Here is a 24,600-nt window from a genome sequence, read left to right on the forward strand (position 1 = left end):
CGGCCTGTCAATCGATGAGAGAAGAAACCAGCTGTAGTGCCGCGGTGGCGACGAGTGAAACCATCCCGATGACTCGGCAGACGCTCGAGCACAACCTGATCAGGGATTACTTCGAGCGCAACTACCCCGATATACCGCTGTTCGACGATGACGCTCTGCGCGACTCGATCTGCGCCATGCTCGACCGACGGCCCGAGGAGGCTCGCGAGGTCGATGGGGTGTTCCTGTTCGCCTACGGTTCGCTGATCTGGAACCCCTGCGTCGAAGTGGTCGAGCACCGTACCTCCCGGCTCTATGGCTTTCACCGCGATTTTCGTCTCAAGCTCACCCACGGCCGAGGCTCCGAGCAGTGGCCGGGGCTGATGCTGGCGCTGGCCCCTGGTGGCTCCTGTCGAGGGATGGCGATCCGCGTGCCGGAGGCCGGGATCGAGTACGAACTGCTGCTGGTCTGGCGCAGAGAGATGCTCACCGGCGCCTACCAGCCGCGCTGGGTCCGGCTGGTCACCGAGCACGGCCCGACCTGGGCGATCGCCTTCGTCGGCAACCCCCATCATCCCCGCTACATTCCCCGGCTCACCGACGCTGAGATGGTCGAACTGCTCAGTACCGGCCGCGGGGTGCTCGGCAGCTGCCGCGAGTATCTGCACAACACGGTGAACGACCTGCATCGTTTGGCGATTCGAGATCAAAGGCTCGAGCGTCTGCTACTCGCGGTCGATCGCCGGCGGGGGTGAGGCTCTCCTTCACCCAAGCCTCTCCTTCCCCAAGGCTTGCGTCGCCAGGCTTTGGGCGCGGCATCCCGGCGCCTGCGGGTCGCCGATTTCATCGCGTGGAGCTATCATGGCGCGGTGATTCCGGCTTGGCGGACGAGTGGCGGTGGGCGCTGGATGGCCTCGCGCAGGGGGCGTTCCTTGGCTGCCACCGCATCGAGCCCGCAGGTCTTCTCCCGGCCTCGTCCGTCCGCGTCCGCTAGACGATGTTCCACCCGCGGGTGGAAAAGCGGCTGCGCCGCTCGCCCTCGCTCGTCGTTGCCCGCCGCTGGTGCCTGTTCCGCCTGGAGCGGGAGTTGGCGGCGCGAGGGGGTGTCGTCGGCGACGGCCTGCCGGATGAAACCAATCGACTAAAGTGTCGCTCCCCGCGCACTGCGCTTTTCGCCGCAGTGTTCCCACTCCTCTCCATGGAGGGTTTAGATGTCCACCACTTCCCAGCGTGAGCTGCGGGTCCAGTTCCGCCAGCTGCTCGCGTCCAATGCCTGCTATGACACCGCCTCGGTGTTCGACCCGATGTCGGCGCGCATAGCCGCTGATCTTGGCTTCGAAGTCGGCATCCTCGGCGGCTCCGTGGCCTCGCTGCAGGTGCTCGCCGCGCCCGATTTCGCGCTCATCACCCTGAGCGAATTCGTCGAACAGGCGACCCGGATCGGCCGCGTCGCGCAGCTGCCGGTGATCGTCGATGCCGACCATGGCTACGGCAATGCGCTCAACGTGATGCGCACGGTCACCGAGCTCGAGCGCGCGGGCATCGCGATGCTGACCCTCGAAGATACCCTGCTGCCGGCGCAGTTCGGCCACAAGTCCACCGATCTGATCTGCGTCGATGAGATGGTCGGCAAGCTGCGCGCTGCGATCGAGGCCCGAGTGGATCCGGAGCTGTCCATCTTCGCTCGCACCAATGCCGGTGTGCTCGACGATGAGGCCCTGATCCAGCGGGTCAAGCGCTACCAGGCGGCGGGTGTGGACGGCATCTGCATGGTAGGCATCCGCGACATCGACCATCTCGCCAGGGTTTCGGAGCATCTGAGCATCCCGCTGATGCTGATCGCCTACGGCAACCCGGAGCTGCGTGATCTCGAGCGTCTCGCCGAACTCGGCGTGCGGATGGTGGTCAACGGCCACGCGGCCTATTTCGCCGCGATCAAGGCAACCTATGACTGCCTGCGCGAACAGCGCGGGATCTCCGCCTCCAAGCTCTCCGCCTCCGAGCTCTCGACCAAGTACTCGACGCTCGAGGAGTACCGGATCTGGGCGCGCGAGTACATGGAAGTCAAAGAGTAATGAGCGCCGCCGCACCACTCGTTCGCGACGCAGCCGAGGGTGATGTGGCCGAGCTGGTCGCCTTGGTCACCGAGGCCTATCACGTGATCGACGCTGGCGGTTGGACCACCGAAGCCTCGCTGCTCGGCGGCCAGCGTATCGACCCGTTGCTGCTGCGTCGAGACATCCAGCGTCCGCGCAGCCGGGTGATCGTCGCCGAGCGCGACGGGCGTCTGCTCGGCTGTGGCCACTTGGCCTTGGCCGATGGCGAAGGCTCTTTCGGCATGTTCGCGGTACGCCCGAGCCTGCAAGGGGAGGGGATCGGCCGGCTGCTGCTCGGCGAGGCCGAGTGCCTGGCGCGCGATTGGCTCGACGTCGAGTGGCTGCGGATCACCGTGATCGAGCAGCGTGGCGAACTGATCGAGTGGTACCAGCGCCGCGGCTTCTGCCGTAGCGGCGTCTACAAGCCCTTTCCCTACGGTGACGAGCGCTTCGGCGTTCCCCTGCGCGACGATCTGCGTTTCGAGGTCCTGGAAAAGCGCCTGGTCTAGCGAGCAGAAGTTGATCTGATCGTGAGTCGCTATTGGTTCATGCTCGGAAATGGAATCAACAAATCCTTCTAGGGAATTTCAAACCCGCGCCTGCTTTGCTTATGGTGGCGCTCTGTACGGCGTTTGCATCCTAGGGGGAGAGCGATGAGCGAACGAGGCAGTGACGAAGTCGGCTATCGCATCGAGCGTGATGCCGAGGAGCAGGCGCGGATCGAGTTCCAGGCGCTGGAAACGGCCCGCTCGCTCGCCGCCGAGTTCTCCGCGAGGCTGAGCGAGCGAGAGGCGCGCGATCGCCTGCCGTTCGAAGCGATCGAGCGACTCAAGCACAGTGGCTTGTCCACCGCCGGGATCGCGATCTCCAGAGGCGGGCTTGGGCTGGGGTGGCCGGCGCTCTGCCGAGTGGTGCGCGAAGTAGCCGCCGGTGACGGTTCGGTGGGCGCGGTGCTCGGCTACCATCTGATGCAGACCTTTCACCTGCGCCGCGAGCCGACACCGCGCTGGCATGCGCTCGAACGGCGCATCGCCGAACAGCGACTGTGGCTCGCCGGCGTGGTCAATCCTCGCGACGACGATGTGCTGGCGCGGACGCACGGTGATGGTTTCGTGCTGGATGGGCGCAAGCACTTCTGCACCGGCAGCGGGTTCGCCGACCTGCTCACCTTCAGCGTCAAGCATCGCGACACCCAGCAGGCGGGCTTCGCGCTGCTGCCGGTCGATCGCGAGGGGATCACGCTCGGTGGAGACTGGGACGCGATCGGGCTCGAGCGTAGCGAGAGCGGCAGCGTTGGGCTCGAGGGCGTCTACGCTGGCGCTGATGAACTGGTGTTCGAGCGCGATGATCCTCGAGGGCGCTTCGTCACCACCATCCGCGGGCCGGTCAACCAGTCGCTGTTCACCAATTTCTACATCGGCTTCGCGGTCGGTGCACTGCGCGCCGCCAAGCGTTTCATTCATCACTCCTCCCGGCCGTGGCTCCATTCCGATGCCCCCACGGCCAGCGAGGATGTGCTGATTCGAACCCAGTTCGGTGAACTCTGGGTCATGCTCGAGTCGATGATCGCCCTGGCCGACCGGGCCGCCGAGCGAATGGCCGAACTGCTCGCCGCAGGCGAGGCATACACGCCCGAGCAGCGCGGCGAGGCCGCCGCCGCAGTGGCGATCGCCAAGGCGCACGCTACCCGCGGTGGGCTCGACATCTGCACCCGGGTCTTCGAACTGATGGGCGCGCGCGCCACCCATAACCGCTACGGCTTCGACCGATTCTGGCGCGATATCCGCACCCATACCCTGCACGACCCGGTGGCCTACAAGCTGCTCGAGATCGGCGACTACGCGCTCAACGACCGCTATGCCGAAGGCAGCGCCTATCGCTAGCCGAGGCGGTTGGCGTGCGTCTCGCGCGAGCGTCGATACCGGAAATGCCCGGCGGGGAGGTATGCTGGTACCTTCGATCTGGCTGGAATCGCCCTTGCCGAGGAGCCTCAACGATGGACCCGCGCCACCCCTCCATGGCCACGCCCTTTCCCTTCGACTGCGAGAAACGCCCTGCCTCCGGCGCCGGTGGGGTCGTCGTGACCAACCACCCGTTGGGCTCGGCGGCGGGGTCGGAAATACTCGCGTCAGGCGGCAACGCCATCGACGCGGCGGTGGCCGCGCTGCTCGCGCTGACCGTGGTGGAGCCGATGATGGTCGGCATCGCTGGAGGTGGGATATCGCATCTGCGGTTGGCCGACGGCCGCCATTTGGTCATCGATGCGCTGTCCTGTGCGGCGAAGAGCATGACCCCGGAAATCTATACGCCGCTATCGGAGACGCCTCCTGACTACATGGAGGCCAAGGACAGGCGCAATGCGATCGGCGCCTCGTCGGTGGCGGTACCGGGAAATCTCGCTGGATGGTGCGATATGCAGGCGCGTTTCGGCCGGCTGCCCTGGTGTGATGTGGTCGAGCCGGCGATCCGCCTGGCCTCGCGCGGCTTCGCGGTGACCCACTATCTATCCGGTGCGATCGGGGAGGCGGCGGTAGAGCTTTGCCTCGATCCTGCGATGGCCGCCGTGCTGCTGCCCGGAGGCCGGGCGCCAGCGCCGGGCGAAAGGCTGGTTCAGGGCGACTACGCCGAGAGCCTGCGGTTGATCGCAAGACAGGGCGCGGCGGCGCTGCACGGTGGCGAGCTCGGCGCGGCGCTGGCCGAGCGAATCGCCACCGGAGGGCCCGACGCCGGCTGGGTGACGCTTAAGGACCTGCGTGACTATCGGGCGATCGAGCGGGCGCCGATCGTCGGCAGCTACCGCGGCTTCGAGATCGTCGGTCCACCGCCACCGGCCTCATCGGGCGTCCACGTCACGCAGATGCTGAACATGATCGAGGCTTTCGATGTGGGCGAGATGGGGTTCGGCACGCCCGAGAGCCTGCACCTGCTGGCCGAGATCATCCGCATCGCCTTCGCCGATCGCCGGGCGCATAGCGGCGATCCCGCCTTCGTCGACGTGCCGGTCGAAAGACTGATCTCGAAAGACCATGCCGCGCGCTGCCGTGCGCTGATCCGGCAGGCCGGAGGCAGCGTCGGCGGCCCGGACCCGCTCAGGGAGAGCCGTGATACCACCCACATCACCGTGGCCGATCGCGATGGCAATGTCGTTTCAGCCACCCATACGATCAACGGGCTCTTCGGCGCCCGCTTCATCGTGCCCGGCACTGGCATCATCCCCAACAACTACATGAGCAACTTCGACCCCCATCCAGGTAAGGCGCTTTCGGTGGTGCCCGGCAAACGGGTGCCCACGTCGATGGCGCCGATGATGGTGCTGAAGGAGGGACGCGTGGTCTTCGCCCTTGGCCTGCCCGGAGGCCTGCGGATCTTTCCTTCCGCCTTCCAGGCGATCGTCAACTTGGTCGACCACGGCATGAGCCTGCAGCAAGCGGTCGAGGCGCCGCGAATCTGGACGCAAGGGCAGGAGGTCGAGATCGAAAGCGGCTACCGCAGCGCCAAGAGCGCGCTCGAGCTTCGTGGGCACCGGGTGAAGGTGATGCCGCACATCGGCGGCGGGATGAACGCGATCGCCTTCGATCAGGATGGCGGCATGACCGGCGCCGCCTGCTGGCGTGCCGACGGTACCGTCACAGCACTGGGCGGCGGGCTCGCCCGCCCCGGCGTACGGTTCTGGCCGGACCGCGCACCGGCAACCGGAGCGGAAGACACCAAGCCCTAGGGCGGTATCGATACGAACGAGCCAATAAGCGCGTTCGTCCCGAGCATTGGCGGCAAGGCCGTGGTTCGACTCGAGATGTTTCCGAGCGTCCTGAGCGAGTACCGCAAGTCGAAGGGTCCTCGGTCGCTCACCACGAGCGGGCTTGGCCCAGGCTCGGCGCTAACCCTACCCGTTCGTCCCGAGCGGCGCCCATACGCGGCAAGATCGAGCGTCAGCTCGGCAATGGGGGCGCCAGTCGAGGGATCGAGCGGCGGCGGCAAGGCCGTGGTTCGACTCGAGATGTTTCCGAGCGTCCTGAGCGAGTACCGCGAGTCGAAGGGTCCTCGGTCGCTCACCACGAGCGGAGATGGGGCGGCTCGTTCCTCGCTCTGTCGAGTGCTCAGTAGCCCCGCGCTGCGTCTGCGATATCGGCAACGGTACCGGTCTTGGCGAAGGCGCGGATGTTGGCGGCGACGATCCGGCTGCCGGTGGGGGCGTCGATCTGCGAGGCGATGTGCGGGGTGACGGTGATCTTTGGATGATCCCAGAACGGATGCTCCGCCGGCAGCGGTTCGAGATGGAAAACGTCGAGCGTGGCGCCGGCGAGCTGGCCGTCATCCAGCGCGGTGAGAAGGTCGTCATCCACCAGGTGGGCGCCGCGCGCGGCGTTGATCACCGCGCCTTTAGGAGCGAGCCGGCTGAACGTCTCGGCATTGAGAATGCCTCGGGTCGCTTCGGTCAGCGGAAGGAGGCAGACGAGAATCTCGGTCCCGGCGAGAAAGGCATCGAAGCCTTCGCTTCCCGCATAGGTGGTGACGCCGGCAATCTCCTTGGGGCTGCGCGACCAGCCGACGGTCTGGAAGCCGAGGGTGGCAAGCGCCTGGGCTGCGACGGCGCCCAGGTTGCCCAGGCCCATGACCCCGACCCTGCGCGAGGTGGCGGGGGGCACGATCACCGGGTGCCATTGGTGTCGCTGCTGCGCGGCCTGTATCTCGGGCAGTGCCCGGTGGTGACGCAGCGCGTGCAGGACCACGTACTCCTTCATTCGCTGGGTCAGGTCGGTGCCTACGGTGCGGATGATCGGAACTCCCTCCGGCAGCTCCGCGTCCGCGAGGACATGGTCTATCCCCGCCCCGAGCGAGACGATCGCCTTGAGATTGACGAACGGCTTCATGCAGCCGGTCTCGGGTCGCCAGACGACGCAGTATTCGACGGCGCGCGGATCGGGGCAGTCCTCGATCGGGTGGATGTCCCACTCTGGCATCAATTCCCGCAGCGCCTGGCACCACCATTCGGTCTTTTCCCTGACGGGCACGGAAATGACGATGCTCATGCGGGTTCCTCTTGGCGGCTTTTGGCAGGGCCTCGCTGCGCGCAAGGCCTATGGATACAGTGTCCGCGATTGCCGTCGGCGGTCAACGCGAAAGATCCCGCCGGTTTGGCACGATGCGCGAAGACGCAGCTCGCGCAGACGAAAAAGGGCCCGCGCCAAAGGCAGCGGGCCCTTCGATCATCTTCGCTCGGCTCAGGCCGGTGCGGTGATCCGGATCAGGTGGTCGAAGGCGGAGAGCGACGCCTTGGCGCCTTCACCCATCGCGATCACGATCTGCTTGTAGGGCACGGTGGTAACGTCGCCGGCGGCGAATACCCCAGGAGACGAGGTCTGACCGCGCTCGTCGATGATCACCTCACCGCGGCCGCTGAGCTCGATAGAACCCTTGAGCCAGTCGGTATTGGGCACCAGGCCGATCTGGACGAAGATCCCCGCCAGCTCGACGGTGCGCTCTTCTCCGCTCGCGCGGTCCTTGTAGACCAGCCCGCTGACCTTGTTGCCATCACCGACCACTTCGGTGGTCAGGGCGTTGGTCAGCACGGTGACGTTGGGCAGGCTCATCAACTTGCGCTGGAGCACCGCATCGGCGCGAAGCGCGGTGTCGAACTCGATCAGAGTGACGTGGGAGACGATGCCGGCGAGATCGATCGCCGCCTCGACTCCCGAGTTGCCGCCGCCGATCACCGCGACCGGCTTGCCCTTGAACAGCGGGCCATCGCAGTGCGGGCAGTAGGCGACGCCCTTGTTGGCGTACTCGAGCTCGCCGGGCACGTTCATCTTGCGCCAGCGTGCACCGGTGGCGACGATCAGCGTCTTGGCCTTGAGCGAGGCACCGTTGGCGAACAGCACTTCGTGCAGGCCGCCTTGCTCCTTCGCGGTGATCAGCTTCTCGGCGGTCTGCAGGTTCATGATCTCGACGTCGTACTGCTTGACGTGCTCCTCGAGCGCGGCGGCGAGCTTCGGTCCTTCGGTCTCCTTGACCGAAATGAAATTCTCGATCGCCAGGGTGTCGAGCACCTGGCCGCCGAAGCGCTCGGCGGCGACGCCGGTGCGAATTCCCTTGCGTGCGGCGTAGATCGCCGCCGCCGCGCCAGCGGGACCGCCGCCGACCACCAGTACGTCATAGGCTTGCTTGGCATTGAGCTTCTCGGCCTCGCGGGCCGCGGCGCCAGTATCGAGGCGGCCGACGATCTCCTCGACGGTCATCCGGCCCTGGCCGAAGTTCTCGCCGTTGAGGAACACGGTCGGCACCGCCATGATCTGGCGCTTCTCCACCTCATCCTGGAACAGCGCGCCGTCGATCATGGTGTGGCGGATGTTCGGGTTGAGCACTGCCATCAGGTTGAGCGCCTGGACCACGTCGGGGCAGTTCTGGCAGGAGAGCGAGATGTAGGTTTCGAAGACGTATTCGCCTTCGATCGACTGGATCTGTTCGATCAGCTCTTCGCTGGCCTTGGAGGGATGGCCGCCGACGTGCAGCAGCGCCAGCACCAGCGAAGTGAATTCGTGGCCCATCGGCAGGCCGGCGAAGCGCAGGTCGATCTGCTTGCCCGGGGTGCCGAGGGAGAAAGAGGGCCGACGTGCGTCGGTGCCGTCCTCGCGCAGGCTGACCTTGTCGGAGAGGCTCTCGATGTCCCTGAGCAGGGTGGAGAGTTCACGCGACTTGTCGCCGTCATCCAGGGACGCGACGATCTCGATTGGACGAGTGACCCGCTCCAGGTAGCCCTTCAATTGAGTTTTTAGATTGGCGTCCAGCATGGTGACGTTGCCTTTGTCGAAAACGGAAGTTGTGTGCAATGAAAACGCCCGCGGCAAAGTGCACGCGCGGGCGCTGTATTCATGCGGCCTGGGTCAGATCTTGCCGACGAGGTCCAGCGAGGGCGACAGGGTCGCTTCGCCTTCTTTCCACTTGGCCGGGCAGACTTCGCCGGGGTGGGCGGCAACGTACTGGGCAGCCTTGACCTTGCGCAGCAGTTCGCTGGCATCGCGGCCGACGCCGCCGTCGCTGATCTCGACCAGCTTGATCTTGCCTTCCGGATCGATCAGGAAGGTGCCACGCTCGGCCAGGCCGTCTTCCTCGATCAGCACGTCGAAGTTGTGCGAGATGCGCCCGGTCGGGTCGCCGATCATCGGGAACTGCAGCTTGCTGATGGTTTCGGAAGTGTCGTGCCAGGCTTTGTGAGTGAAGTGGGTGTCGGTGGAAACGCTGTAGATCTCGACGCCCAGTTTGGTGAACTCGTCGTAGATATCGGCCACGTCGCCCAGCTCGGTCGGGCAGACGAAGGTGAAGTCGGCCGGATAGAAGAACACGACTGACCACTTGCCTTTGAGGGTCTCTTCGGAGACCGGAACGAATTCGCCCTGATGATAGGCGGTGGCGCTGAAGGGCTTGATTTCGGTATTGAGAAGCGACATGGACACGAGCTCCTGCTGGTAAGTGGGAGTTACGACTTTAGGGGAAAGCCGGATATCGAAACAATTGATTGAGCGCATGACTGAAATTGCCAAGCGCTATCGGAATCGAGCCAAGGGCGCGGTGCCGATCCATCGTTGAATGGCGCCGGAAGAATGTCGGTTCAACCCTGCGAGAGCAAGCCGCAGTGCAGATAAATTCCTTTTTCGAATAAAAAAATGTTTTTAAATTTCTTTTTCGCAGTTTGGCGAGATCGTAGGATGACTCATCCCAGTCGCCTTGCCGTTCAAGGGTCGTCCATGATCGAAGCCTCCGGTTCTTCCCCTGCTTTCGCCACCACCTCCCTGGTGCGTGCGGCTTCGATGCCCTGCTACCCGCCGAGGCTCGCCGCCTCCAGGCGCTATGACGATGTCGAGCTGGCAGCCTCCATCACCGCCACCCTCAGGCAGCGTCGCGAAGGCGAGATCTGGCTGTTCGCCTATGGCTCGCTGATCTGGCGTCCCGAGGGACCAGCGCTCGAGCGTCAGCGCGCCCGCGTCCATGGCTATCACCGAGGTCTCAACCTGTGGTCGCGCATCCATCGCGGTACCCCCGAGCACCCCGGGCTGGTGTTGGGTCTCGATCGCGGTGGCAGCTGCCTGGGCGTCGCCTACAGGCTGCCGAGCGAAGGGCTCGAGTCCCAACTGATGGCGCTTTGGCGGCGGGAAATGCCGGATGACTCCTACCGGCCGGCCTGGCTCGGCTGCAGGCTCGCCGACGGGCGCAGGATCGAGGCGCTCGGTTTCGTCCTCGAGCGTGAGCGGCCCAACTACGCAGGCCAACAGCCCGATACGGTGATTCGCCAGGTGTTCGATCATGCCCGCGGCCACTGCGGCAGCAGCCGCGACTACCTCGCCAACACGCTGACCGCTCTGCGAGCCCGGGCGATGCCGGACCACCGCCTGGAAGCCACCTTCGCTCGCTGCGCGCGCTGAAACCCAGCCCTGAAACGGACCGCCCCGGTACCGCAAGGTGCCGGGGCGCTTCGTCGATGGGAGGTGAGTCAGCAGCGATGACTGGAACCGATGATTAGAACCGATAGCTCAGCTGCGCGCCGAAGCCATGAGCCTTGTTCCGATACCGGGCCGAGTAGTTCGCGTCGACCAGTCCGCCGCCATAGCTGCGCTGCTGGTCGACATCGGAGGAGATCTCCTGGAGATAGGAGTAGGCGAAGTCGAGGGTCAAGTCCGGGGTCGGCGTCCAGCCCGCGCCGATCGAGGCGATGTACCTGTCGTCGGTGGGAATGCGCACGCTGCGATGGCGGTCCTGGGTCGGCGTCCTGTCATAGGAGAGTCCTGCACGCAGCACCCATTGCGGGGCGAGCTGGTAGGAACCGCCGAGGGCGAACTGCCAGGCGTTGTTGTAGTCCTGCTGTTCGAACAGCGCCGCCGAGCCCTCCGGGCGCACGTGGATCTCCCTGAACTGGCTCCAGCGCACCCAGGCCGCGCCTGCCATCACCGTCCAGCGATCGTCGATTTTGTGGGTCACCGACAGGTCGATGGTTTCAGGAGTGGTCAGCGCGAGACTGCCGCCGCGACGGGTAGTACCGACCGCCAATGGATTATCGGCGGAGGGCGTGCCTTGGCCGGCGACGTTGGTGTAGTGGACCCGCCCATCCAGGTGATAGGAAACCTTGGAGCGATAGGCCAGGCCCAAGGTGGTGGCGTCGCTCGGCCGGTACATCATGCCGAGGTTGTAACCCCAGGCTTCGTCGTCTCCCCTGACGTTGACCCGTCCCTCACCGCGGCCCGATCCTGTGGCCAGTGCTGAAATGTCTGGAGTGAAGCTACGCAGCTCACCGTCGACCCGGTTGTAGGTAATCCCCAGGCCCACCGAGAACCGATCATTGAATTTATACGAAATCGTCGGTTGCGCGGTGATCACTCTGACCGAAGTGTAGTCGCCGAAATATCGACCTTGGAAATCGTGGCCATAGTCGGTGACCGCGCCGAAGGGGGAGTAGACACCAAAGCCGAAGCCCCATCGTTCATCGAGTGGCATGGCGAAGAAGCCAAAAGGCACCAAAGTGCCCGGTACCATATCGCCACTCGAGGTGCCGTCGGTGGGAATTCGCTGGTTTGGCGCCAGCGGGCTGCTCAGGTATCCGTTCGAATCTCGTACCTTGGTCTTGACGTCGAGATAGGTACCACCGACCGACAGCTGTGCACGATCGAGAAACGAGATCCCCGCCGGGTTGCCATGGACGATGGACGCATCCTGTACGTTCGAGCTGCGCCCTGCGAAGCCGGCCCCCTGGGCGCTGACGCTTTGCTCGTTGAGCTGCCATCCACCGGCCAGCGCCGCAGCCGGAAGTCCTCCCGCTGCCAGGACGGTAAAGGTGGCGACGATGCTTTTCGATCGTGTGTTCATGAGCCTCATCCCTTGAGCAAATCCTATCCAATGACGCGTGAAAGCGGCCTTGAAGGCTCGCTCGTAGAGCGTCTTTTTCCTCCTCTTTATTTGCTCGGTAGGGAGTGTATTGGTCAAGTTAAAACGTTTGTTTTAAACCCTCGATTTTATTTTCATTGGTCGAAGATACGGAAGTATTAAGACGTTTTAATAACGAAGGGAAAGGTGAGCGTTGGCGACGGGTGCATCGCGCAATTCGCTGAAAGTAGGAGAGTGTCAATTGGACGGGGCGCACCCTGGAGCTCGAGCTTGACCAAGGGCAGTGGCATGCAGCCTGCACCCGGCGCAGCGGAAGCGACGTCGAGGCTAGTTCAGTGATCCGTCGGCTCGGCGATTCGCTCGACCAGGGCCGCGCTGTTTTCGAATCGCACGAAGGCGACTTCCTCGCCATGTTCGAGCGTGGGCTGGCGCAGATCAATGATGCGTGCGCGATAGAAGCTGCCGTTGATGAATACGCCGATCGCCCGGTCGCGGGGCCGGGTGGTGCAGCGTAGCCGCTTGCCGACCGCGATCCCTTTGTCAGCGGTGTGCGCTGGGCCCGACCGGGAGCGTGAGCGGATCAGGCGGATCAGCACCAGCATCACGACGGCAGCGGCGACCGCGAGGATGGAAAGCCAGGTAATGCTCATGGGGGAACTCGTCGCTTTCGGTATTCGGGAGGATCGAACGACGTCCCCGTCGCATGGCGCGACGGGGACGAGGCGATGGGAAGGCGGATCAATCGACCTTGACGATCCAGCCCGCGGGCGCTTCGCGATCGCCGTACTGGATACCGACCAGTTCTTCGTAGAGCCGCTTGGTCACCGGGCCGACCTCGGTCTCGCTGTAGAAGACATGGAAGTCATTGCCGTTCTGGATCCCGCCGATCGGCGTGATCACCGCCGCGGTACCGCAAGCGCCGGCCTCCTTGTAGCCATCGAGCTTATCGATGAAGACATCGCCTTCCTCGACTTCAAGACCCAGGCGCTCCTTCGCCAGCTCGAGCAGCGAGTACTTGGTGATGCTCGGCAGGATCGAGGGCGATTTCGGGGTGATGAAGTGGCCCTCCTCGGTGATCGCGAAGAAGTTGGCCGAGCCCACCTCCTCGATCTTGGTATGGGTCTCTGGATCGAGGTAGATGCAGTCGCCGAACTCGCGGTTCTTGGCATCCAGGCCGGGCAGCAGGCTGGCGGCGTAGTTGCCACCGACCTTGGCCGCGCCGGTGCCGTTGGGCGCTGCGCGATCGTAGTCGGAGACGATGAAGTTGGTCGGTTTCATGCCGCCTTTGAAGTAGGCGCCGACCGGCGTGGCGAATACCGAGAAGATGAACTCCGGTGCGGAATGGACGCCGATGTTGTCACCGACACCGATCAAAAAAGGGCGCAGGTAGAGTGCGCCGCCGGTGCCGTAGGGCGGGATGAACTTTTCGTTGGCACGCACCACCTGCTTGCAGGCATCGATGAACTTTTCGGTCGAGACCGCCGGCATCAGCAGGCGAGCGCAGCTGCGACGCATGCGCGCTGCATTCTGGTCGGGGCGGAACAGGTTGATCGAGCCGTCCTTGCAGCGATAGGCCTTGAGCCCTTCGAAGCACTGCTGGCCGTAGTGCAGCGCGGTCGAGCCTTCGCTGATATGGAGTTTGTTGTCCTCGGTCAGCTGGCCCTCGTCCCAGTCACCGTCCTTCCAGTGGGAGATGTAGCGGAGATCGGTCTTGATGTAGTCGAAGCCGAGCGTTTTCCAATCGATATCTGCACTGCTCATTGAGAATCCCTGATGAGTGAATGGCGAAGCGCCTTACCTCCTCCTCTGGCGTGGAGCGCTGGCGCAGCGAAACGGAAGTCGTCTGCCGTTTCCGTGCTGGCTGCCGGGAAGGCAACCCGCCTAGCGTGGTGGGCGTTATCGGTGCCTCCATCATAGCGCCAGGGGGTTGCTTCATCCATGCGTATGGAGAGATCGATTGGCTCTCTGTGTATTGGATAAATGGCTCTTTACCCAAGGGCCAAGTCACGTTTTTATTCAGCCAGGGTTAAAAGCACCCCTCGTTCGTCGCCGGCGATGCCGGATCGCATGAGTCCAATCACAACGCAGTGCGAGGTTCCATGTCTTCAACCGTTCGACCAACCGAGCTGCAGGGACAGCTCAAGACCCGTCAAGTGACGATGATTTCGATCGCTGGAATCATCGGTGCCGGGCTTTTCATCGGTTCCGCCAAGGCGATCGCCACGGCCGGCCCCGCCGTGCTGATCTCCTATGCCTTCACCGGCCTGCTGGTGCTGCTGGTCATGCGGATGCTCGGTGAGATGGCGGTCGCCCAGCCTGACTCCGGTTCGTTCTCGACCTACGCCGATCGCGCGATCGGCAAATGGGCGGGCTTCACCATCGGCTGGCTCTATTGGTGGTTCTGGGTACTGGTGATTCCCGTGGAGGCGATCGCGGGCGGCGCGATCATCAATAGCTGGCTGCCTTCGCTGCCGGTCTGGCTGGTATCGCTTGCGATCGTCGTGGTACTGACCTTGACCAACCTGCTCAGCGTCAAGGGATTCGGTGAGTTCGAGTTCTGGTTCGCCCTGGTCAAGGTAGTGGCGATCATCGCCTTCATCGCGCTGGGACTCGCCGCGGTGTTCGGCCTGCTGCCGGTGCCCGAGGTCGGCGGCGTCGAACGGCTGGTCTCCAACGGCGGCTTCGCGCCCAACGGTATGGGTGCGATCGTCGGCGGTGTGTTGATCACCGCGTTTTCTTTCTTCGGCGCCGAGATCGTCACCATCGCTGCGGCCGAGTCGCGGGATCCGCAGCGCCAGATCACTCGTGCGACCAACCTGGTGGTGTGGCGCATCGCGATCTTCTATCTGCTGTCGATCTTCCTGGTGGTTTCCCTGGTCGATTGGAACGACCCGCGCCTGGTCGAGGTCGGCACCTTCCAGCGTGCGCTCGAGGTGCTCGAGATACCCGCAGCCAAGCTGATCGTCGACCTGGTGGTGCTGGTCGCGGTGACCAGCTGCATGAATTCGGGGCTCTACACCGCCTCGAGGATGCTGTTCTCGCTTGGCCGGCGCGGCGACGCACCGTCGGCGGTCACCCGGCTCTCGCTCCAGGGCGTGCCCAGGGTGGCGGTACTCACCTCCACGCTGATCGGCATACTTGCTTGCCTTGCCAACTTCCTGTTTCCCGGCCAAGTGTTCGATACCCTCTTGGCGACCACCGGCGCGGTGGCGCTGCTGGTGTATCTGGTGATCTCGGTGTCACAGATTCGCCTGCGCCGCACCCTCGAGGCCAAGGGCGAACGGCCCGAACTTCGGATGTGGCTGTTCCCCGGCTTGAGCTATCTGACCGTTGCCGCGCTCGTGCTGGTGCTCGGCTACATGGCCTGGGCGCCGGCGTTTCGCGCCGAGGCGGTGATGACCGCGGCGGTCGGCGCCCTGGTACTGGCCGCTGGGTTGATCAACTCAGGGCGGCGCGAGCGTCTCGAGCGCGCATCCAACAGCCATCGTGTCGGGGTCGAGAACCGCTGAGCGAAGCGGTTCTCGACCGGCCTGGTTCCTGCGTCTGGCGCTGATTCCGCACGCAGGGGCCCGTGCAGGGCAGAAAAAATCCCATCCCTCCCCAGGCAGGACGAAAAAAACGCCAAGCAGGATGGCCGGGTTTCGGAAAACCTCGTAGGGACTCGACGGGTAGCCTTGAGACATCGATCACCGCCCGCGCCCAGCCGCGGGCCAGCGGAGATGTCGCCATGCCTGCCGTTCCCGGACTCCTCGACCCTTGCCTGTTTCGCCAGCTCGCCTACCTGGATGGCAAATGGGTCTATGGCGAGGGCGCCCAGCGCGACCTGGCGGTTACCAACCCCGCGACGCTAGAGGTGCTGGGGCACGTGCCGATGCTCTCGGCATCGCAAGTGGACGCGGCGATCGCCGCCGCCGATCGCGCCTTCGCTACCTGGTGTGAGCTCGGCATCGAGCGGCGCACCGAGCTGCTCGAACGGTGGCACCGCTTGATCCTCGAGCACCGTGAGGACCTCGCCCGGTTGATCACCCTGGAGCAGGGCAAGCCGTTGAACGATGCCCGGGGCGAGATCGACTACGCCGCGAGCTTCGTCAAGTGGTTCGCCGAGGAGGGCCGGCGTGCCTACGGCGAGACGATCCCCAGCCATATCCCCGGCGCCTCGCTCGGTACGGTCAAGGAGCCGGTCGGCGTCGCCGCTCTGATCACGCCGTGGAACTTTCCGCTGGCGATGATCACCCGCAAGGCCGCGGCCGCGCTGGCCGCCGGCTGCACCGTAGTGGTCAAGCCCGCCAACGAGACGCCTTTCATCGCCCTCGCCCTGGCTGAGCTGGCGGAGCGCGCCGAACTGCCGTCCGGTACGTTCAACGTGGTCACGGGCGATGCCCCGATGGTGGCTGGGCGGCTGTGCAGCGACCCTCGGGTGATGGCGCTGTCGTTCACCGGCTCCACTCGGGTGGGGCGTCTGCTGCTCGCTCAGTGCGCCGACAGCGTCAAGCGGGTATCGCTGGAGCTCGGCGGCAATGCGCCATTCATCGTCTGCGCCGACATCGATCCGGATCTCGCCGCCGAGGCGGCGATCGCGGCCAAGTTCCAGACCTCAGGGCAGGACTGCCTGGCGGCCAACCGGATCTTCGTCCACCGCTCGATCTACGAGCCGTTCATCGAGCGTTTCGTCGAGCGGATGCTGAAGCTCAAGCTGGGTAATGGCTTCGATCAAGTCGAGCTCGGCCCGTTGATCCACCGCCGCGCGGTGGAGCAGGCCGAGGCGCTGGTCGAGGACGCGGTGGCGCGCGGGGCGCGGCTCTACGGCAGTGATCAGACCCGCGCGCCAGGGCCCAATTTCTTTGTCCCCGCACTGCTCGCCGACGTCACGCCTGCGATGCGGGTGTTCCGTGAGGAGAGCTTCAACCCGGTCGCGGCGGTGTGCGCCTACGACGACGAGGAGACGCTCCTGCGCGATGCCAACGACACCGAATATGGCCTCGCCGCTTACGTCTATGGTCGTGACCTCGCTTGCGTGCGGCGGCTGGTGCGCGGTCTGCGCTTCGGCATGGTCAGCGTCAACTCGGTGAAGATGACCGGACCCCCGGTGCCGTTCGGTGGCGTCAAGCAGTCCGGGCTCGGCCGCGAGGGCGGCCGCGCGGGGCTTGAGGAGTACCTGGCGACCAAGTACGTCTGCATCAGCGATCCGCCCGGTACGTGCCAATCAGCCGCGAATCGTGATTCGACCGGAGACCTGTGATGAGAGAGAACGACTCGACCCAATCGTTGATCGAGCGCGACCGCGCCTTCGTCTTCCATGCCTCCACCCACCTGCGCGACTACGCCCAGGGCAGGGCGCCAGGGAGGGTGATCAGCGGCGGTCGGGGCATTCGCCTGCGCGACCGCGACGGCCATGAGCTGATCGATGGCTTCGCCGGGCTCTACTGCGTCAACGTAGGCTATGGGCGTGAGGAGATCATCGAGGCGATCGCCGCCCAGGGGCGCCAGCTCGCCTACTACCACACTTATGTCGGCCACACCAACGAGCCGCTGGTCGAGCTCTCCGAGAAGGTACTCGGCCTCGCCGGGCAGGGGATGTCGAAGATCTACTACGGGCTCTCCGGCAGCGACGCCAATGAGACCCAGATCAAGCTGGTGCGCTACTACGCCAACGTGCTCGGCACCGACAAGAAGAAGATCATTTCGCGCACGCGCGGCTACCACGGCTCGACCATCGCCGCCGGTTCGCTGACCGGCTTGCCGAGCTTCCATGACCACTTCGACCTGCCGATCGCGGGCATTCTCCACACCGACGCACCTTACTACTATCGCCGCGACCGCGGTGAGCAGAGCGAGCGGGAGTTCTCGCGCCAGTGCGCCGAGAGCCTCGAAGCCCTGATCCTGCGCGAAGGGCCGGGCACGGTCGGGGCATTCATCGCTGAGCCGGTGCTCGGCACCGGCGGCATCGTGCCGCCGCCGCAGGGCTATTGGGAGGAGATCCGCGCGGTGCTGGACCGCTACCAAGTGCTTTTGATCGCCGATGAAGTGGTGTGCGGCTTCGGCCGGCTCGGTGTCGACTTCGGCTCCCAGTACTACGCGATGAAACCCGACCTGATCACCGTCGCCAAAGGGCTCACCAGCGCCTACCTGCCGCTTTCCGGAGTAATGGTCGGCGAGCGGGTCTGGAAGGTGCTGGAGCAGGGCACCGGTGAGTTCGGCCCGATCGGGCACGGCTACACCTATTCGGGGCACCCGCTCGGCGCCGTCGCCGCGCTGGCGAATCTGGAGATCATCCAGCGCGAGGGGCTGACCGCCAACGCTGCCCGGGTCGGTGCCCATCTCCAGGCCCGGCTGGCCGGGCGTTTCGGCGGGCATCCGCTGGTCGGCGACGTACGCGGCATCGGCCTTCTGGCCGCGCTCGAATTCTCGCCGCGACCGCGCGAGCGCAGGCAGTTCGATCCCGCGCTCAGGATCGGCGCACGGGTCGGCGCCGCAGCGCTCGAGCAGGGATTGATCGCCCGAGCGATGCCGCATGGTGACATCCTTGGTTTCGCTCCTCCTTTGATCATCACCGCGGAGGAGGTCGACGACCTGGTCGAGCGGGCAGGGCGCGCGGTTGACCGGGTGCGGGATGAATTGATCAGAGAAGGCGTGGTCTTGGACTAAAGTCGTGCGACGTTAAGTCCGCTCGTAGCGAACGGTGATGCGTGCTATCGATAAGCCAGAAGGGTGACGCGGTGTCACCCGCTCCACCCCTGTTGGGAGGCGACGATGAAAAAGCTCGACACCCTGCTGTTCGCGACCGATTTCTCCACCGGTGCGGCCCACGCCACCGAGATCGCCAATACGCTTGCCCGTCTCACCGGAGCCAAGCTCCATGTCGTGCACGTGCTCACTTTGCTCGAGACCTCGGTCTATTGGCAGACGCCGATGATCGCCGCCGGGGTCGACCAGCGTCGGCTCGACGAGGAGCTGCGCACCCAGGCGGAACACGAACTGGGGAGATTCGTCGAACGCTACTTCGAGGATCCCGCGTTCGGTGACCCGCTCGAGATCGAGCGCAAGGTAGTGGAGGCCAGGGTGCCGTTCGAGGCGATCATCGCCGAGGCCGAGCGGATAGGCGCCGATATGATCGTGATGGGGACCCACGGGCGCAGCGGCGTACTGCGTGCCCTCGCGGGCTCGACCGCTGAGCGGGTGGTGCGCCATTCGCCGGTGCCGGTGCTCACCTCTCGGGGTTGAGGCGTGCGATCGACCTGAGGGTGCAGGTGAAGCTGAGCTTTGGGTCATTGCGGGCGGAGAATCGACCGTCGCCGGGAGTCGCCTCCGGGGGCGGTCGAGTGCCTCTTCGGCTCCCGCCTCGGCGTGCCGATGCGCAGGACGCATCGATTCGAGCCGATTCGCTCGATCGATGCAACGATGTCGCCACCGTTACGCGGCTTTTCCTTGCTCTCTTCGAGGCTAGGATGAGGACTCGTTCTTATCCTGGCGGCATCGGCCTGAACTTCGGCCGCATCTTCGTTCGTGACCAGGGGCCAGGGCGTGCCGCCGCTCGTTGATCGGTTTGACGATCGAGTTTTCTCGAAGGGAGCAACGCCATGAAAGTCGCAGTGATCGGTATCAGCGGTAACGCGGGATCGAGGCTCGCCACCGAGCTCCTCGCCAGAGGGCACCAAGTCACCGGGATAGCGCGCTCTCCCCAGTCGTCGCCATCGCATCAATGGCTCACTCTGGTGCGTGGCGACGCCAACGATGCCGAAGGGCTTGCGGCGCTGCTCGCGGGTCACGATGCGGTGATCCACGCGGCGCGCTTCTCCTCGGTGGACCCCGATGCGGTGATTGCCGCTGTCGAGCGTGCCGAGGTGCCGCGGCTTTTGCTGGTGGGCGGGGCGGCGACGCTGCTCGATGGGCAGGACAGGCGATTGCTGGATGACCCGGACTTCCCCGCTGCCTATCGTGACGAGGCGCAGGGCGGCGCGCGCTTCCTCGCCCGGTTGCAGCAGACCAGCGGGCTCGATTGGACCTTCCTTTCGCCCTCGGCGGAGCTGGTGATCGGCGAGCGGACCGAGCACTTCCGGCTAGGGGAAGACCATCTGCTGGTCGATGAGCAAGGGCGCAGTTGGGTCAGCTATGAAGATCTCGCCGTCGCCCTGGTCGATGAGCTCGAACGGCCGGCGCATTCGCGGCGCCGCTTCACCGTTGGCTACTAGCTTCTCCTGCACTTTCCCCCTCTCCAACCGAAAGCGGCGGCCACCGGCCGCCGCTTCAGGTTCATACGAGCGGGTTCAAAGGCCGTAGACCAGCGAGACCGTGGTGGTGGTATCGGTCTTGTGGTCGGTGCCCTCGGGGGGGAGTCGTTATGTTCGACGCTGTAGGCGACGCGCAGGGTGAAGTTGGCATTCATCGAGACGCTGAGCGCCGATTCCGCGGTGGTAGTGGTGTTGTTGCCGGCGATCTCGGTCGCGACGCCCTGGGTGAAGCGCGCGGTATCGGAGAACTGATAGCCGTAGTTGATCGCACCATAGCCGATCATCCGGGTTTCGGTGCCATCTTCCTTGAGATCATCGTGGCGAAGCCCCGGGCCGAACTCATAGGAGAAAGAGTGCGGCGGGCCGATGAGCACTTGCCGGCCATAGCCACCGGCCAGGGTGTAGCGGTTCTGGTAGCCTGCGAAGCGATTGCTCTGCCAGCTCAGCTGGCTGAACAAGTAGTTCTGCGCCGACAGGTTATAGCGGCTGCGGCCGCCCAGCGCATAGCGCTCCGCGGTGGTTTCGTCGCCGGAGGAGGCGCTGTTGGCCGAGGCCCAGAGGCTGTAGGACCAGGGTTCGCTGAACCAGGTCATGGTGGTAGCGGCGTTGAGGCTGGAGGAGTCGCTATTGCCGGTGTGTCCGGTATAGCCCAGCTCCACTTTGCCGATGAAGGGCTGCTCGGCGGAGGCCGGATCGTCGAGCACGTCGAAGTCGGCGATGTCGGCCAGTGCCGGAGCGCTGGCCGCCGCGAAGACGGCGCCGAATAGCAGTGGGACGGTGCGAAATAGATGGGGGCTCACTTGAGAGTCCTTCGATGATGATGGTTGTAACAGCTGCAACGGTATGTGGTTCGCGCTTAAGGCTCAAGTGCAAGGTGGCTGCAAGCGTACTATCGGTTGGCGGTTCGAGCGTCGCCGATGCATGAATTGCGCTGGCCGTGGGACGCCTGGAGCGCCTAGAGTGGTGGAGCGCCGCATCGCAGGCGTCGAGATGAACGAACCGCTCTCCGCCGAGGCTCTTCATGTTGCAGCCCGTTTCACCCCAGAACGATCTCCCTCTCGAATCCCAGCGGGCCGAACCCGAGCAGAGCAAGCGCGACGAGGGCGCATTGGCGCCGCTTCGAGTACCTGCCTACCGAGCGATCTGGATCGCTTATCTGTTCGCCAACCTCGGTGTCTGGGCCCAGTCGGTGGCCGCCGCCTGGGTAGTCACCTCGGCGCAGGCAAGCCCGCTGATGGTGGCGATGATACAGGTTGCCGCCTCCCTGCCGCTGGTGATTCTTTCGATCGTCTCCGGGGTGGTCGCCGACAACTACGACCGTCGGCGGATCATGCTGGTGGGCCTGGGCTTCGAGATCAGCGGCGGGGTGTTCGTCACCGCTTGTGCGTTCCTCGGCTATCTCGACCCGATCCTTCTGATCATGTCGATCCTTTGGATCTCGCTGGGCGCGGCGATCACCATCCCGGCCTGGCAGGCGGCGGTCAACGAGCAGGTACCCAAGCGGATGGTCGGCAGCGCCGTGCTGCTCAACAGCGTCAACTACAACGTCGCCCGCGCGCTGGGGCCGGCGCTCGGGGGCTTGCTGCTCAGCCTGGTCGGTCCCGCCTGGGTGTTTTTGTTCAACTGCTTCTGCTACGTCACCCTGATCTGGGCGATCTGGCGCTGGCGGCGCGCGCTGCCCGAGCGGCGGCTGCCGCCCGAGCGGCTCTACGAGGGCGTGGTCGCGGCGCTGCACTTCACCCAGTACTCGAGCGTCACACGACTGGTGATGGCGCGCTCGTTCGCCTTCGGTCTCTCGGCCAGTTCGGTCTGGGCACTGCTGCCGCTGGTCGCCCACCAGAATCCGCGCGGCAGCGCCTCGCTCTATGGGTTGATGCTGGGCGCGCTGGGGCTCGGCGCGATCTTCGGCAGCACCCAGGTAGGCCGGGTGCGACAGCTGCTCGGCAGCAGTCGCTTGATCAGTGCAGCAGCGGCGACGCTTGCGCTGATGCTGGTACTGATCGGCGTGTCCGACACGCTCTGGCTGCTATTCCCCGCCCTGGTAGTGATCGGCAGCTGTTGGATCGCGGCGCTTGCAACCTACAACACCTCGGTGCAGCTGCTGGTGCCGGACTGGGTCAAGGCTCGGGCGCTGGCGCTCTACCAGACCGCGCTCTACAGCGGGCTGGCGCTGGGGTCGTTTCTCTGGGGGCACCTCGCCGAGACGATGGGAGTGCATGGCGCACTGCTCGCCGCTGGCATCCTGCTGCTGCTCTCGGCGGCGATCTTCCTGCCCTCGCGCCTGCCCGAGCTCGATTCACGGGGAACCGCGCAGGTGCCCCTGCCGAGAATGGCGGGACCCAGCTTCACCTTCGACCCTCAGCGGGGGTCGGTGCAGGTATCGATCGAATATCGCATCCCCGCGGAGCGCACGCGGGATTTCGTGCGCGCCGCCCGGGCGCTGCGCAAGCTCAGGATGCGCAACGGCGCGGAGCGCTGGTCGCTCTATCGCGACGTCGAGGAGCATGAGCTGTGGCAGGAGGTGTTTCTGGTGCGCAACTGGCTGCAGCACTTGAGGATGCTCGATCGCATGACGATCAGCGACAAGGTGGTCATCGATGCGGTGATGACCCTGCATGCGGGAGAGGCGCCGCCGAGAGTTCGCCACGGCGTGAGCTACCGCTCCGCGCCTCGATCAAGCGCGGGAGAAGCACAAGTGGCGTAGGCAGAGGAGCGTCCCGCGGTGGAGGAGAAGCGCGCGTAGCGCCGCCGGACGTCGATTGGGCGAGGCGGCGATGCGCCGCCCCGCGAGCGACAATGGCTTCGGTCTGAGGCGATGATCAGATGAATTCGTCGTCGTTGAAGTCGTCGAAGCCACCGCCATCATCGTAGCCTGCGTCCTGCATGCCGTCGTCGTAGCCCTGATCGGCACCCTGGTCAAAGCTTGCATCCTGCGCCGCGGTATCGAGGTTGCTGGCGCCTTCGTTGACGATCTCTTCGCCGCTGTGGCCGCTGAACATGTTCATCAGCATGTTGCCCAGCACCACACCGCCGGCCACCCCGGCCGCGGTCTGTAGCGCGCCGGAGAGGAAGCTCCTGCCGCCACCCTGGGGCTGTGGCTGGGCGTTGTTGGCGCCCCAGCCCGGCTGCGGCTGTGCGCTGCCGCGCTGCGCCCTTGGGCTCGGCGCAGCCTGCGCTGCGTTGCGCTGGGGGGCTGCGCCGCCGAACAGGCCAGCGAGAAAGCCACCGCTGGAACGTTCGCTCTTGGCTTGTTCGAGCGATTTCTCCAGCGTCTCGACGCGCTCGTTGAGGCGCTCGAGCGCGGACTCCTGGATGATGATCGTCTGCGCCATGTAGTAGGGCGCCGCCGGCTGGGCGTCGAGGCGCTCCTTGATCAGCCGCGCGGCTTCGGCGTCACGTTCGCCGGTCTGCTGTTCGGCCTGCTTGATGCGGTCGAAGAGACCGTTGATCAGGCGTTGCTCGTCCGCTGAAGACATGGGTCGCTACCTCGAAATGTGCTGGACTCGAAATGCATTGAGTAGTGCCGGGTCGCCGACGACTCGGCCGTCTTCATACCCTCGCCGCGCGTCGGTCGAACGCGCGGCGCGGCAGTGTATGTCGACACCATGCTTGGATCGCGCACTGCCCCTTGGGGTTCCCTAAGCGCTCGCCGCGCTTCGTTCGGCGATGATTTTCTCCACCATCGATGGCAGCTGCGCCATCGCTCGAATCTCATGGGCTTCCTCGGGGGTGCGCTCGCGCTCGCTGAAGCGATTGAGATGGATCACCTGCATGCCTGCGTCGATGCCCGACTTGAGGCCTACGGCCGCGTCATCGATCACGATGCAGCGCTCCGGCGGGGTATCGAGCGCTTTTGCCGCGTAGAGATAGAGCCCAGGGTCCGGCTTCCAGATCCCGACCTCGTAGGCGGAATAGAGATGATCGCCGAACTGCGCTGCCAGACCGCTCAGCGACATGGAGAGCTTGATCTTGCGCAGCGGCCCGTTGGAGGCGACACAGCGCGGATGGGCGCTGAGCGCCTCGAGCGCCTCGGCGACGCCGTCGATGGGCTCGAGCTCCTGCTTCATCCGCTCCTCGAGGCTCGCGCGCATCTGCTGCTCCAGCTCCTTGCGCCGTTCCATGTCATCGACCTTGCGTCCGTGGCGCGTCTCCAGGTCGGCGAGGATGAACGGAAAGGCCACGCCGCGGTAGTCGAGCATGTAGTCCTGCGGCTCGAAGGGTAGCCCTAGGCTCGTGAAAGTCACCGCCAGCTCTCTGGCCAGCAGCGGCTCGCTGTCGACCAGGGTGCCGTCGCAATCGAAGATCAGGCTCCAGCGCTCGCTCATCGGAGGCTCCAGTTCGGTGTGGAGGGGAGAAAAGAATTCGCCCGAGGCTGAATGCGCTCGGGCGGCCTGGCACGGGCGCGGCCCGTATGGACGAGACGCAGC

General features: G+C 65.0%; 21 protein-coding genes. 12 read left to right on the top strand and 9 right to left on the bottom strand.

The window, feature by feature from the left end:
- The first annotated feature begins 14 nt into the window (after nt 1-14).
- The 5 genes from A5892_RS05580 (at nt 15) to ggt (ending at nt 5,793) form a co-directional block, all read left to right on the top strand.
- A complete protein-coding gene (locus tag A5892_RS05580) occupies nt 15-734 on the top strand; it encodes a gamma-glutamylcyclotransferase (protein WP_064121960.1) in 720 nt (239 codons plus the stop codon).
- A gap of 456 nt (nt 735-1,190) precedes the next feature.
- Nucleotides 1,191-2,054 carry an isocitrate lyase/PEP mutase family protein gene (locus tag A5892_RS05585; protein ID WP_064121961.1) on the top strand — a complete coding sequence of 288 codons (864 nt, stop codon included), beginning with the start codon at nt 1,191-1,193 and terminating at the stop codon, nt 2,052-2,054.
- On the top strand, nt 2,054-2,584 hold the full coding sequence (locus A5892_RS05590) for a GNAT family N-acetyltransferase (protein WP_064121962.1): 531 nt from the start codon (nt 2,054-2,056) through the stop codon (nt 2,582-2,584). Before A5892_RS05585 ends, A5892_RS05590 begins: the two co-directional genes overlap by 1 nt.
- Before the next feature lie 144 nt (nt 2,585-2,728).
- On the top strand, nt 2,729-3,958 hold the full coding sequence (locus A5892_RS05595) for an acyl-CoA dehydrogenase family protein (protein WP_082890282.1): 1,230 nt from the start codon (nt 2,729-2,731) through the stop codon (nt 3,956-3,958).
- Between the two features lie 113 nt (nt 3,959-4,071).
- The gene (gene ggt, locus A5892_RS05600; RefSeq protein WP_150123494.1) at nt 4,072-5,793 is read left to right on the top strand and encodes a gamma-glutamyltransferase; all 1,722 of its coding nucleotides are present in this window, start codon (nt 4,072-4,074) and stop codon (nt 5,791-5,793) included.
- 379 nt (nt 5,794-6,172) lie between these two features.
- On the opposite strand, the gene A5892_RS05605 is transcribed toward ggt, so the two are convergent.
- The 3 genes from A5892_RS05605 to ahpC all read right to left on the bottom strand — a co-directional run bounded on the left by A5892_RS05605 (nt 6,173) and on the right by ahpC (nt 9,520).
- A complete protein-coding gene (locus A5892_RS05605; protein WP_064121963.1) occupies nt 6,173-7,105 on the bottom strand; it encodes a 2-hydroxyacid dehydrogenase in 933 nt (310 codons plus the stop codon).
- 192 nt (nt 7,106-7,297) lie between these two features.
- Nucleotides 7,298-8,863, bottom strand: a complete 1,566-nt coding sequence (gene ahpF, locus A5892_RS05610) for an alkyl hydroperoxide reductase subunit F (protein WP_064121964.1) — start codon at nt 8,861-8,863, stop codon at nt 7,298-7,300.
- 93 nt (nt 8,864-8,956) lie between these two features.
- On the bottom strand, nt 8,957-9,520 hold the full coding sequence (gene ahpC / locus A5892_RS05615) for an alkyl hydroperoxide reductase subunit C (protein ID WP_064121965.1): 564 nt from the start codon (nt 9,518-9,520) through the stop codon (nt 8,957-8,959).
- A 297-nt stretch (nt 9,521-9,817) separates the two neighbouring features.
- Here ahpC and A5892_RS05620 point away from each other — a divergent pair, with 297 nt between their 5' ends.
- Nucleotides 9,818-10,492, top strand: a complete 675-nt coding sequence (locus A5892_RS05620; protein ID WP_082890283.1) for a gamma-glutamylcyclotransferase — start codon at nt 9,818-9,820, stop codon at nt 10,490-10,492.
- Between the two features lie 94 nt (nt 10,493-10,586).
- Here the strand turns inward: A5892_RS05620 and A5892_RS05625 are convergent, their stop codons facing one another.
- The 3 genes from A5892_RS05625 to A5892_RS05635 all read right to left on the bottom strand — a co-directional run bounded on the left by A5892_RS05625 (nt 10,587) and on the right by A5892_RS05635 (nt 13,706).
- A complete protein-coding gene (locus tag A5892_RS05625) occupies nt 10,587-11,927 on the bottom strand; it encodes an OmpP1/FadL family transporter (protein ID WP_064121966.1) in 1,341 nt (446 codons plus the stop codon).
- A gap of 350 nt (nt 11,928-12,277) precedes the next feature.
- Complete coding sequence (locus tag A5892_RS05630; RefSeq protein WP_064121967.1) at nt 12,278-12,595, bottom strand: hypothetical protein; 318 nt, start codon at nt 12,593-12,595, stop codon at nt 12,278-12,280.
- 88 nt (nt 12,596-12,683) lie between these two features.
- Nucleotides 12,684-13,706: a branched-chain amino acid aminotransferase gene (locus A5892_RS05635; RefSeq protein WP_064121968.1), complete on the bottom strand. Its 1,023-nt coding sequence runs from the start codon at nt 13,704-13,706 to the stop codon at nt 12,684-12,686.
- 338 nt (nt 13,707-14,044) lie between these two features.
- Here A5892_RS05635 and A5892_RS05640 point away from each other — a divergent pair, with 338 nt between their 5' ends.
- From A5892_RS05640 to A5892_RS05660, 5 genes are all read left to right on the top strand, one after another.
- On the top strand, nt 14,045-15,454 hold the full coding sequence (locus tag A5892_RS05640) for an amino acid permease (protein WP_064121969.1): 1,410 nt from the start codon (nt 14,045-14,047) through the stop codon (nt 15,452-15,454).
- A 218-nt stretch (nt 15,455-15,672) separates the two neighbouring features.
- The gene (locus tag A5892_RS05645) at nt 15,673-17,184 is read left to right on the top strand and encodes an NAD-dependent succinate-semialdehyde dehydrogenase (protein WP_064121970.1); all 1,512 of its coding nucleotides are present in this window, start codon (nt 15,673-15,675) and stop codon (nt 17,182-17,184) included.
- Nucleotides 17,184-18,590: an aminotransferase gene (locus A5892_RS05650; RefSeq protein WP_064121971.1), complete on the top strand. Its 1,407-nt coding sequence runs from the start codon at nt 17,184-17,186 to the stop codon at nt 18,588-18,590. Before A5892_RS05645 ends, A5892_RS05650 begins: the two co-directional genes overlap by 1 nt.
- 105 nt (nt 18,591-18,695) lie before the next feature.
- A complete protein-coding gene (locus A5892_RS05655) occupies nt 18,696-19,166 on the top strand; it encodes a universal stress protein (RefSeq protein ID WP_064121972.1) in 471 nt (156 codons plus the stop codon).
- 356 nt (nt 19,167-19,522) lie between these two features.
- On the top strand, nt 19,523-20,134 hold the full coding sequence (locus A5892_RS05660) for an NAD(P)-dependent oxidoreductase (protein WP_064121973.1): 612 nt from the start codon (nt 19,523-19,525) through the stop codon (nt 20,132-20,134).
- On the opposite strand, the gene A5892_RS05665 is transcribed toward A5892_RS05660, so the two are convergent.
- Nucleotides 20,131-20,973 (bottom strand): DUF481 domain-containing protein, encoded by an 843-nt coding sequence (locus A5892_RS05665; protein ID WP_190295659.1) that lies wholly within the window; start codon nt 20,971-20,973, stop codon nt 20,131-20,133. The genes A5892_RS05660 and A5892_RS05665 overlap by 4 nt on opposite strands.
- A gap of 221 nt (nt 20,974-21,194) precedes the next feature.
- On the opposite strand from A5892_RS05665, the gene A5892_RS05670 reads away from it, so the two are divergent.
- Entirely contained in the window at nt 21,195-22,877 is a 1,683-nt protein-coding gene (locus A5892_RS05670) for an MFS transporter (protein WP_064121974.1), read from the top strand.
- A 115-nt stretch (nt 22,878-22,992) separates the two neighbouring features.
- Here A5892_RS05670 and A5892_RS05675 read toward each other — a convergent pair whose 3' ends face one another.
- Nucleotides 22,993-23,649, bottom strand: coding sequence for a DUF2076 domain-containing protein (locus A5892_RS05675; RefSeq protein ID WP_064121975.1), 657 nt, complete (start codon nt 23,647-23,649; stop codon nt 22,993-22,995).
- A 162-nt stretch (nt 23,650-23,811) separates the two neighbouring features.
- A complete protein-coding gene (locus A5892_RS05680; RefSeq protein WP_064121976.1) occupies nt 23,812-24,498 on the bottom strand; it encodes an HAD family hydrolase in 687 nt (228 codons plus the stop codon).
- Between the last annotated feature and the right edge of the window lie 102 nt (nt 24,499-24,600).

It is taken from the genome of Halotalea alkalilenta, assembly GCF_001648175.1.
Classification (GTDB): Bacteria; Pseudomonadota; Gammaproteobacteria; order Pseudomonadales; family Halomonadaceae; genus Halotalea; species Halotalea alkalilenta_A.